Annotated in this window: 6 protein-coding genes and 2 pseudogenes; 6 read left to right on the plus strand and 2 right to left on the minus strand. The window is 39.4% G+C overall.

Annotated elements, in window-relative coordinates:
* Positions 1-133 precede the first annotated feature (133 nt).
* From AC1DVK_RS20030 to AC1DVK_RS20045, 4 genes and pseudogenes are all read left to right on the plus strand, one after another.
* Positions 134-1,551: pseudogene (locus AC1DVK_RS20030) on the plus strand (IS4 family transposase).
* A gap of 500 nt (positions 1,552-2,051) precedes the next feature.
* Positions 2,052-3,545 carry a spore germination protein gene (locus AC1DVK_RS20035; RefSeq protein ID WP_477627232.1) on the plus strand — a complete coding sequence of 498 codons (1,494 nt, stop codon included), beginning with the start codon at positions 2,052-2,054 and terminating at the stop codon, positions 3,543-3,545.
* 18 nt (positions 3,546-3,563) lie between these two features.
* Positions 3,564-4,655, plus strand: coding sequence for a GerAB/ArcD/ProY family transporter (locus tag AC1DVK_RS20040; protein WP_410863411.1), 1,092 nt, complete (start codon positions 3,564-3,566; stop codon positions 4,653-4,655).
* Positions 4,652-5,737, plus strand: coding sequence for a Ger(x)C family spore germination protein (locus tag AC1DVK_RS20045; RefSeq protein WP_410863409.1), 1,086 nt, complete (start codon positions 4,652-4,654; stop codon positions 5,735-5,737). The genes AC1DVK_RS20040 and AC1DVK_RS20045 overlap by 4 nt, the downstream gene beginning before the upstream one ends.
* 128 nt (positions 5,738-5,865) lie before the next feature.
* On the opposite strand, the gene cysI is transcribed toward AC1DVK_RS20045, so the two are convergent.
* Together cysI and AC1DVK_RS20055 are read right to left on the minus strand one after the other, a co-directional pair.
* Positions 5,866-7,584, minus strand: coding sequence for an assimilatory sulfite reductase (NADPH) hemoprotein subunit (gene cysI / locus AC1DVK_RS20050; protein WP_061463053.1), 1,719 nt, complete (start codon positions 7,582-7,584; stop codon positions 5,866-5,868).
* A 26-nt stretch (positions 7,585-7,610) separates the two neighbouring features.
* The gene (locus tag AC1DVK_RS20055; protein ID WP_477627228.1) at positions 7,611-9,428 is read right to left on the minus strand and encodes an assimilatory sulfite reductase (NADPH) flavoprotein subunit; all 1,818 of its coding nucleotides are present in this window, start codon (positions 9,426-9,428) and stop codon (positions 7,611-7,613) included.
* Between the two features lie 350 nt (positions 9,429-9,778).
* On the opposite strand from AC1DVK_RS20055, the gene AC1DVK_RS20060 reads away from it, so the two are divergent.
* Both AC1DVK_RS20060 and AC1DVK_RS20065 read left to right on the plus strand, forming a co-directional pair.
* Complete coding sequence (locus AC1DVK_RS20060; RefSeq protein ID WP_061463051.1) at positions 9,779-10,687, plus strand: LysR family transcriptional regulator; 909 nt, start codon at positions 9,779-9,781, stop codon at positions 10,685-10,687.
* A gap of 494 nt (positions 10,688-11,181) precedes the next feature.
* A pseudogene (locus tag AC1DVK_RS20065) lies at positions 11,182-11,543 on the plus strand (transposase); the annotation flags it as partial.

Consider the following 11,543-nt stretch of genomic DNA (forward strand, 5'->3'; position numbering starts at 1 on the left):
ATTTTTTGACCGTCTAACGTTCCCCTTTTAGGGGTTCCACCACATGCCCATCAAGCTAAGGGCAAATCATTTCCCCGAAAGCGAAAAAAACGCTATCCTTTCTGTAATATCATGGAAAGGCTGGTGTTTTTTTATGAGTCGCGAAATTTCAGACGAACTTACCCTCTTTTCACAGGAACTACAACGATCCTTGGCTCCACAAGCTCTCCAAGAGCTAGCTAAAAAGGTAGGTTTTGTTCAAAGGACGAGTAAGTACCAAGCTAAAGATTTAATAGCGTTGTGCGTGTGGTTAAGCCAAAAAGTAGCGAGTACTTCCCTAACACAGTTATGTAGTTGTTTAGAATCTTCAACGGGAGTCTTGATAAGTCCTGAAGGACTCAATCAACGATTTAATCCTTCGGCTGTCAAGTTCTTAGAACAGGTATTTACTTCCTTGCTTACTCAAAAGCTATATGCCTCTCAGGCTCTTCCTCATCGTTACGCTTCTCAGTTTCAGCGTATACGAATCATGGATTCTACGACCTTTCAACTCCCAGACATGTTTGCCTCAGCCTATCAAGGATCTGGAGGCAGTAGTCATACAGCTGGCGTAAAGGTTCAATTAGAATATGATCTCCTCAGTGGTCAATTCCTGCACGTTCACTCAGGACCTGGTAAACAAAATGATAAAACCTACGGTTCTACGTGCTTACAAACGGTAGAAACGGGTGACTTATGTATACGTGATTTAGGTTATTTTGACTTGAAAGATCTCTATCAAATGGGTAAGAAAGGAGCCTATTATATCTCTCGCTTAAAATTAAACACTCGGATTTATCTGCGAAATTCTAATCCCGAATACTTCAAAAATGGAACGGTCAAAAAACAAACCGAGTATATTCAATTGGATATGGAAGAGATTATGCATCAATTAAAACCAGGACAAACCTATGAGATCTCTGACGTTTACATTGGCCAGTATCAAAAGTCATTATCCACCGGCTTACGGAAGAACAAACCCTAAAACGGTGGGAAAATCAAGCCCTAAAGGAGAAAAAGAAAGGGATTGTCATGAAAGAACGCAGTAAACGATTGAGTGCTATGAATGTATACATAACCAATGCTCTACCCGAAGATGTTGCAACGGAACATGTTCACGATCTTTATTCCTTACGTTGGCAAATCGAATTACTCTTTAAAACTTGGAAATCCTTCTTTGAAATAGATGATTGTAAAGAGATCAAAAAAGAGCGATTAGAATGTCATCTCTATGGTCAACTGATTGGCATTCTTCTCTGTTCCTCTACCATGTTTCAAATGCGACAACTACTCCTCATCCAGAAAAAACGAGAACTTAGTGAATATAAAGCTATTTATATCATCAAAGACTATTTTTTACTGCTGTTTCAAGCGATACAAAAAAGCACCCAAGAGCTATCAAAGATTCTACTTCGCCTGTTTGTCCTCCTACAGAAAAACGGGCGAAAATCCCACCGTTATGAGAAAAAGACAGTCTTTGATATATTGGGTGTTGTCTATCAGTATACCATGTGTCACAAGAGTGCAGCATAGCGAAAAAAAATGACCTATCAGAGGCTTATTTGGCATGGATTCCCACCCCCATTACATGGGATAAATCTTCAATATTTTCACTATCCCAACAGCCTGCAAGCATAGGAATAAGCAAGATCAACCATAATCTTTTCATCCACTTCTCCTACTCCTATTCACTTGAACGATTACGAATGTAAAAATTGGCAAGCCAATCAATATAAAGGGAAATACATAATAAAGGGAAATACATATCCCTGCAAAATCTCCCATTTTAAAAATATCGGTTGTATTATTAGGGATTTTGGCTAGAAAAAAACTAGCGGAACCAAAACAATAATCAATATGGAAATGTTGATAGCTTTTAAAACAAAGGTTTTTTTAATGCATCCCCTTTCCGAAACGAGCAGATGTGCAAACTAAAATGGTTAATATGTAATTAAATTGCAAATGCTAGGATAATAAGCTTTAGTTTAGAGGTGACAGCATTGTTTAACCGTAGAAAGTTCAAAAAAAAAACCATTCAACATTCTGTTAAAAATGACGAATTAAATAAAGCTTCGGATGTAAGGGGCCTATTCAATTCCCTTTCTTCATCCAATGATTTCATAAACCATCAAGGAACATATAATGGCGTCGGCTATTGGGTATCGTTTTATCGCTCTTTAATTGATGCACAGGTACTTCACGAAAGTGTTCTTTCTGTCATACCAACTCTGGAAACGATAAATTTGGAGCAAATTAAAGAGAACGTTCCTATTGAAAGTACACTTATCACCAGTACCAAGGTTGTAATCGAAGAAAGGATCATGAGAGGCCAAATTGCCATTCGTTTAGATGGAAATCTTGATGAATGCCTATTAATCAATGCTGCGGCCCAACGAGACAGGCAAGTTAATAAACCTGAACTTGAATTTGGAATCATAAGTGCTCAAGAAGCTTTTGTCGAGGATATTGATATTAATCTGAATCTAGTCAGAAAAAGGCTGCCTATCCCTGGGTTGCAAGTAAGTGAAATGATTGTAGGGTCCTTGTCTAAAACGAAAGTGGCAGTGTTATCGATAGAAGGGATTGTTGATCAGGAAAATGTTGAAAATATTATACAAAGGATCAATGACGTAGAGTTTGATGAAATATTGGACGGGTCACATATCGCGCAAATGCTATATGATAATTCAAATACCGTATTTCCCCTTTTTCTAAATACGGAAAGGCCTGATCGCATTGCAAGTGCATTGGCTGAAGGTAAAGTAGCCTTGTTAATCGATAGATCGTCCTCTGTACTTATTACTCCAACCATATTGTTGGAATACTTTATCACCATGGAAGATTATAATATGCCTTGGGTTCCGGCATCTGCTTTCCGTTTATTAAGGATATTCGCGGTCGCTTTTTCCATATTTGCAACTCCCATTTATGTAGCCGTTTTGACCTATCATTATGAACTGATTCCTAAAGATTTGTTGGAAACGATCGTCTCTTCAAGGAACTTAATACCTTTTCAGCCTTTGATCGAAGCATTATTCTTGGAGATTTCCATTGAGTTATTACGTGAAGCGGCAGCCAGGCTGCCAACAAAGGTAGGTCAGACATTAGGTATCGTCGGCGGTATCGTTATCGGTCAAGCGGCAGTTGTAGCTGGTCTGACAAGTAATATCTTATTGATCATCGTTGCCCTCTCGGCGTTGGCATCATTTGTTACTCCTATTTATAAAATGGGGAATGCCATTCGGTTACTGCGCTTCCCCTTTTTACTGGGGGCCTCAATTTGGGGGGGAATTGGCATTATCATAGCGGCCGTGTTTTTGATGACCCACCTTATCAAATTAACGTCAATGGGACATCCGTACCTTGAACCCATATATCCATTTCGCATCCAAGATTGGAAAGATAGCTTTGTTCGGCTTCCTTATAATTTTTTTAAATCCAGACCTGAAAATTTACATCCTGAAGATACGTCCAGACAGCCAACGCCAAAAAAAGCGAAAATCAAAAAAAATGATTTTAATGAATGATTTAAATGAGGGTCCTATATGAACCATGTAGAAGTTAAAGAAAAGTATAAAATATCATCGTTCTATGTGTTTTTTTTAGTGCATTCCATGCAAACGGGGGTAGGCGTATTAAGTTTTCAAAGAGTTTTAGCTAAGTCGGCGGGAACGGATGGCTGGATTTCGATACTACTTGCCGGACTGATCGTTCATATATTGATTTGGATCATATATAAAATATTTAGTATCGTCCCAGGTGATATCATTTCTGCCAATAATCATGCATTCGGAAAATGGATTGGGAATTTTTTCAGTCTATTATTCATTCTTTACTTTTTGATCCTTGGGATGAATATGATTATCAGCTATATAAATGTCATACATGTATGGATGTTTGCAGGGGTAGCTTCTTGGGCGTTTACAGTGGTTTTATTGCTTCTGATTTATTATATAAACACGGGAGGCTTCCGTACAATTACGGGAATTGCCTTTTTAAGCGTCGTTTTTTCTTACTGGATTTTCTTTGTTCTATTCTATGCCATGAGATACTCTGAATTAACCAATTTGCTTCCTATATTCGACCACAATCTATTGGATATACTAAAGGGAACCAAAAGTACTTCCTTAACTATGCTTGGGTTTGAAATGATCTTGATGTTTTATCCATTCATCAAAGATGCTAAAACTTCACAAAAATATGCTCATGGAGGAGCCATAGCAACAACCTTATTAACCGTATTTATTTATTTAGTTTCACTGATTTTTTATTCTCAAAAACAGTTGGAACTGACTATATGGCCGACACTTACAATGACCAGCATTGTCGAATTGCCCTTTATTCAGCGATTTGAATATATAGAAATTTCTTGGTGGGCCATTTTTGTCATACCCAACATGACCATCTGCTTGTGGGCTGCCAGCAGAGGTGTCAAGCGCATATTCAATGTTCAGCAAAAGTATCCATTATGGGCGATGTCCATTATTATCCTGATCATTAATATATTTGTTTTTGATCAAGATTCCCTTTATATTTTGAATAAAATAATCAATCCATACGCCGTGCTCTTCCTTGTATTATATTTGCCTCTTCTTTTGTTCATCATTTATATAAAGAAAAGGAGGAAAAGTTTATGAGAAAATTCTTTCTTGTCATCTTGGCTTTTTCTCTCCTTTGCAGCTGTGCCCAGCCAAAAGTGGTTGATGAAGTCAATATGGCCCAAGCCATTGGCTACGATATACGAAAGGATAAAATAATCGAAGGAATGTTCGTCATCCCTATCTTCCAACAGGAAAAATTGGGTACATATCAAATCTTAACTGGAACATCGACGACAACGAGTGATGTTCAGGCTATCGTATCCAAAAAAGCGGATAAGCCGGTGATGCTAGGACAGACACGCATCTTTTTATTTAGCGAGAAAATGGTACATGAAATAGGAATGACAGAACTGACCGATTATCTCTACCGTGAACCTCAAATTGGAAACAGGGTCTTTTTGGCCATCGTTGAAGGAAAGGTCAAGGATTTCATAAATACCAAACCACCAGATTCGAATGTAAATATTGGAATCTTTTTATCGGACTTAATTAATCAACAAATTGAAACAGGGAATGGACCGGATACAAACCTCCATCTTTTTTTAAGAAACTCCCTGGAAGATGGCGGAGATTCGTTTCTTCCTTTATTTAAAATAATTAATAAAGAAGTTGCAGTTTCAGGAGTGGCCTTGTTTCATGAAAATAAAATGGTCAGTAAAGTTCGAACGGATGATATGTTCATTTTCAAGACATTAGTTCAATTTCATAAACGGGGAATTTACAAATTTAAATTAAACGACAAGCAGAAAAGTGATATCGTCGTGGAAAGTATTCGAAGCGGTTCAAATTATGAGGTATCCAACTCCGAGCGAAATCCGTCCATTACGATAAAGCTCAAAATTAAAGGACAAATTAAAGAATCAATGCGAAAGGACAATCTTACCAATAAAAAGATGATAAAAATAATTGAAAAGGAAATGCAAACTTCTTTAAACAGGCAGGCAAACCGTCTTATTAAAGATTTACAGAAAAAAAACATTGACCCGATTGGCTTGAAGGAAAAATATCATGCCAAAAATAAAAAAATGACCTATGAACAATGGAGAAAGATCTATCCCATGATGCACATTAAAGTAGAAACCAAAGTTGACATCCTCCAAACCGGGGTCTCTGAATAATCAAGAGGGCATACTATCGATGTCAATTGCCTGTTTATTAAGGCTCCTATGCTGCCAGTAAGTAACCATACTCTGTTCAATCTCTAAAAAAGAGACAGGAATCCATTCCTGTCTCTCGTTCGTTATAATTAATCATGAAAATTCGTACCATCCGTCACTTCTTTAACAATGCCTGCATTGATGACAAAGTCCCCAAAATGCTCTCCTTGCTGACGTTCTTTCGCATAACGGGAAAGAAGTACACGCAACTCTTTTAAAATCTCTTCTTCACCGATGTTTTCACGGTACATTTTGCTTAGCCTGCTTCCATCAAATGCTGCACCGAGGTACATATTATATTTGCCAGGTGCTTTACCTATAAAACCAATTTCTCCTAGTGCATGCCGGGCACAACCATTCGGGCAACCGGTCATTCTTATCGTGATTTCTTCGTTCCGCAGTCCGTTTTCATCAACGATGATTTCAATTTTATCAAGCAGAACCGGCAAATAACGCTCTGCTTCTGCCATTGCCAATCCGCATGTTGGAAGCGCCACGCATGCGATCGAGCTGCGGCGGAGGGCTGAATGATGTGCACCATCCGTCAAACCGTATGTTTCAAGCAATTCTATGATCTTTTTCTTTTGCTGACTTGATACATCGGCAATGATCAGGTTTTGATTGGCGGTCAAACGGAAATCACCCGTATGGATTTTTGCGATTTCGCGCAAACCGGTCATCAGCTTGTAATCATTGATATCAGCGATTCGGCCACCCTCGACGAATAATGTAAAATGCCATTTTCCTTGCATGCCTTTTACCCAGCCATAGCGGTCACCATTATTATCAAAATGATATGTTCTCGCTTCCTCCAGCTTCCATCCTAACCGATTTTCAAGTTCAGCCTTTACCGCTTCGAGCCCAAGCCTGTCAACCGTATACTTGAACCGTGCATTTTTCCTAACGGAGCGGTTTCCGTAATCACGCTGAATTGTAATGATCTTCTCAGCCACATCCACTATTTTGTCTGGCTGGCAAAATCCAATTACTTTGGCTAGCTGGGGGTATGTCGCCTTATCACCGTGGGACATTCCCATACCGCCCCCGATCGCCACATTAAAACCAACGAGTTTTCCACTTTCAACAATTGCTATGAAGCCAAGGTCCTGGGAGTAAACATCAATGTCATTGGATGGAGGAACCGCAATGCCTATTTTAAACTTCCTTGGCAAATAAAGCGGTCCGTACATTGGTTCAACTTCTTCCAATTCAGGTGTACCGACGACTTTTTCTTCATCTAGCCAGATTTCATGATACGCCCTTGTACGTGGTAATAAATAATCACTCAATTTTTTCGACCATTCATATACTTCCGAGTGGATTTCGGATTGAAATGGAATCGAATTACACATTACATTCCGGTTTACATCTCCGCATGCAGCAATTGTATCCAGCATGGACGCATGAATTTCCTGAATGGTTTTTTTCATATTCCATTTTAAAATACCGTGCATTTGAAATGTCTGTCTTGTTGTCAATTTCAATGTACCGTTACCGTATTTCTGAGCAAGGTCATCCATAACAAGCCATTGAGAAGGCTGTGCAACCCCGCCGGCCATCCGGACACGCAACATGAACTGATAGGCAGGCTCAAGTTTTTGTTTTTGACGTTCGTTGCGCAAATCCCGGTCATCCTGCAAATAGCTGCCGTGATGTTTCATTAATCGATTATCATCATCTGGAATACCGGCGCTGATCCGATCCTGCATAACTTCTCCAAGTGTTCCTCGCAAATAATCACTTTTTTCTTTAATTTGCTCAACATCACTAGGCAGGCCTTCTGGTGCTTTTAATAGTGGGTTCACCATTTCGTTATCTCCTTTTCATCCAAATTTCAGTAAACATCACGCTGATAACGTTTAGTCTGTTGCATATCGTCAAGATAAGCTTGCGCAGCAGCATGGCTCATCTGACCTTCTTTTTCTATGATCTCAATAAGCGTATTATGGACATCATGTGCCATGTTTTTCTCGTCCCCGCAAATGTATACAGCTGCCCCTTCTTGAAGCCATTCGTATAATTCCCTGCTGTGCTCCAGCATCCGGTTTTGAACATACACTTTTTCATCCGCATCACGAGAAAAGGCAACATCCATTTTCGTAAGTACACCTGTTTTCAACCACTGTTGCCATTCAGTCTGATATAGGAAATCCGTCACGAAATGCTGATCGCCGAAAAAGAGCCACGTTTTCCCGTTCGCTTCCGTTTCTTCGCGATCCTGGATGAAGGATCTGAACGGAGCAATGCCCGTTCCAGGTCCAACCATGATAATGGGCGTGTCTGGGTTCTTAGGCTGCTTGAAGTTCTGGTTATGCTGGATGTAAACAGGCAGCATGTCCCCGGGCTGTATTCGGTCCGCACATAAAATGGAGCAGACACCTTTTCTTTGACGACCGTGACTTTCATACCGGACAGCACCGATTGTCAAATGCACTTCATCCGGATATGCGGATAAACTACTCGCAATCGAATATAGGCGGGCAGGCATTTTCCTGAGTATGGATACGAACTCTTGCGCCGATTCACCCCATGAACCAAAATCACGGACAAAGTCAAGCAAATCACGGCCTTCTCGATATTCTTTCAACCTTTCTTCATTACCAGGCTTTAAAAGTTCCTTTAAATCCTCGTTATCAGAAAGCTGTGCCGCTTGTTCAATGAGCGACTTGGTCAATACCGTTATTTCAAAGTCGGAGATGAGCGATTCCCTTAGCCGACGAAGTTCTCCCTGCTTATTGACCTTCACGGTTTCTTCAGGGTCCAAATTGAGTTCCAAAAGAAGTTTATCCACTAAATCCGAATCATTTTTCGGATAAATGCCAAGGCTGTCACCAGGTTCGAATGTAAGGCCAGAGCCTTCAAGTGATAACTCGAGATGATGTGTCTCTTTATTAGAGCCACGTCCGTTCAAATTTATGTTTTCCAACACTTCCGCTTTAAACGGATTTGTTCTCGAATAAGAAGTTTTTTCACCTACAGAAGCTTTTGCTTCGGGAACTGCAGCAGCAGAACTGACTTGCCCTTCACTTAAACTGGAAATGACTCCATCCAGCCATTCGGAAGCAGGCTCATCATAATCAAGGTCACAGTCCATTCGCGGAAATAACCGTGTCCCCCCAAGTTCCTCCAAGCGTTTATCGAATTGTTTTCCCGTTTCACAGAAAAACTCATATGAGCTGTCCCCAAGCGCCAATACCGAATAGCGGAGACCCTCAAGGCTTGGTGCCCTCCTGCCATGAAGGTACTCATGGAAAGACAATGTATTATCTGGCGGATCACCTTCTCCATGCGTGCTAACGGCAATAAGAAGATTTTTGACTTTTTTCAAGTTGTTCACTTTAAAGTCACTCATGGATGAAAGGGTAACCTGAAAGCCATTACCCTCAAGCTTTCTCGCCGCATTTTCCGCCAGCCCTTGAGCATTCCCTGTCTGTGAACCATAAAGAATGGTAACATCTTTTGATACTGTCTTCCCGCTGCCTTGAGCCTCCATTACCGGGGCATCGGCTGTTCCAATATTCGAAACTGATAAAGATGCGGTCAGATAACCGCTCAACCAAATTTTTTGTGTTTCTGTCAAACTAGGCAGAAGAGTGTTAAGAAGCTCTGCCTGTTCATGATTAAAGGGACTGTTCATTACCTGAAGTTGCACCATTTCCACCTCACAAAAGAATATAAACTTATCTTAATTGACTCTTATATACAACGAGCGGATTTAACCTTTATTTCCATCCATTTAATTAACTCGTTTACTCCTATAGACCAAGTCGGTTTTAACTGCAAAAAAAATCAGAAAGTACAGTTCATACAGGAAGGGAACACTTTTTCAAACCACGATACAAATAAAATAAAAAATAAGGTTATAAAGGACGATAGCCTTCCCCCGCTTAAACTCTTCCTAAAATAAGTTTCTCATTAAACTTTACTGGAATGTACATCATTAGTAAAATATATATAATTTATTGCAACTATTAAGAATATTAATAATAAGGAGGAATTCCTATGTACTATGATGCTTTAAAAACATTTGTGACCCTTGTAGAAGTCAAGAATTTTACAAAAACAGCAGAAATCCTTCTTATGTCGCAACCAAGTGTTAGTTTGCACATAAAAAAATTAGAAGAAGAGTTCCAAACCAAACTATTTCTCCGCTCTCCTAAATTCCTAAAAGTCACCTCAACAGGTGAAATTCTTTACGATCGGGCTAAACAAATGATCACAATCTATGAGCAGACCCGAGAGGACATTCAGGAACATGATAAGTCCATCAAAGGTGAATTAAAGATAGGGGCAAGTTTTACAATAGGAGAGTATATCCTCCCTTCGTTACTCATTGACCTTCAAAAGGACTATCCTGAGCTTGAACTTCAAGTTGTAATTGGAAACACCGAAGAAATCGTTCAAGCCGTTCGGCTATACAAAGTGGATATTGGTTTAATCGAAGGTCAAACTAATGAAAAAGAGCTTTCCGTACACCCCTTTATGCAAGATGAGCTATTCGTTGTTTCTTCAAATGGTCATGAACTTGCTTATAAAGACGAAGTGGCGATTACTGATTTACATGACCAAGCATGGGTAACCAGGGAAGTTGGCTCTGGTACACGTGAGTACCTTAACCACGTCATACGCACTAATGGTTTGAAAATTAAATCGATACTGACGATAAGCAGCAATCAAGGAATTAAAGAAACACTTATAAAAAACGGCACAGGGCTGGCTCTCCTTTCCCAAAGTGTCATTGAAAGGGATGTACAAAATAAAATCCTTTCTATAATTCAATTAAAAAATGAATCCTTTAATAGAACACTTTCATACGTTTATTCACCGATTATGGAAGATAAAAAGAATGTTAAAACTTTTATAACTGAATTAAACAAAAAATGGCCAATGAAAGCAAAGCCGATAGTTTGATCATTGCGAAAATTGCAGTACTTATGAATGAAGTACATGCTGGGGAACCTTAAGAAGGAAATCGTTTTAGTGGTTGCTTCTGTACTCTGTTTGCATTTACAATCCTTAATGACCGGCTAAATAATTGGATATGTGCAGCTAAATAGCAGTGCGCATTGTCATACCGTTTGTTCAGCTCCGAACGATTTTCATGCAAATGTTTGGTTGATAGTTTTAAAGGTGCGACTGAGAGTTCCGGTGGTAACAGGATGGTTAATGGAGGATCAGACGGAGGTGGACTGTATCCGCTTCCTAACATAAAAAAAAGATAATGTTATTATCTAAATAGCTGTAATATACATATAGATCGCTGCTGACTTACTATATAGATTTTATTAAAAACAAAAAAAAGAGCGCTTTAATCTACAATTTGGTATTATCCCCTACAGGTAGACAGAGTAAAAAGAGAGCATGATAAAATGTTCTTAACAGTCTATCTGAGAGGGGATTTTTCTATGGCAAAAAAGGGGCAAACGTTTCAAACATATACAGAAGAATTAAAGCGAGAAGTTGTTCGTTTGAAGTTGGAGGAAGGCTGGTCATATCGTCGGCTTCGTGAGCGATTTGGATCAAAAGTGATGCACAAATAGCGAATTGGGTAAAGAAAGTGCAAAATAATGAGCCTTTTGAAGACCAACGTGGTGTATGGAACCGTAAGAATTTTACTAGTGTAGAAGAAGAAAATGCTTATCTGAAAGCGCAGGTGGACTATTTAAAAAAGCGCAATCCAAATCTACATGGGAAGGAATGGTCCTGAAAGCCGAAAGGTTTCAAGTGATTGATGAATTGAGGAAAACACACCCACTCGCGTGGCTAA

Source organism: Peribacillus sp. P4_B1 (assembly GCF_056402395.1).

Bases quoted from the DNA above. Each gene is read 5' to 3' on its own strand.
- cysI (WP_061463053.1), bottom strand. From the start codon at position 7,584: ATGGTGAACCCACTATTAAAAGCACCAGAAGGCCTGCCTAGTGATGTT.
- AC1DVK_RS20040 (WP_410863411.1), top strand. From the start codon at position 3,564: ATGAACCATGTAGAAGTTAAAGAAAAGTATAAAATATCATCGTTCTAT.
- AC1DVK_RS20060 (WP_061463051.1), top strand. From the start codon at position 9,779: ATGTACTATGATGCTTTAAAAACATTTGTGACCCTTGTAGAAGTCAAG.
- AC1DVK_RS20045 (WP_410863409.1), top strand. From the start codon at position 4,652: ATGAGAAAATTCTTTCTTGTCATCTTGGCTTTTTCTCTCCTTTGCAGC.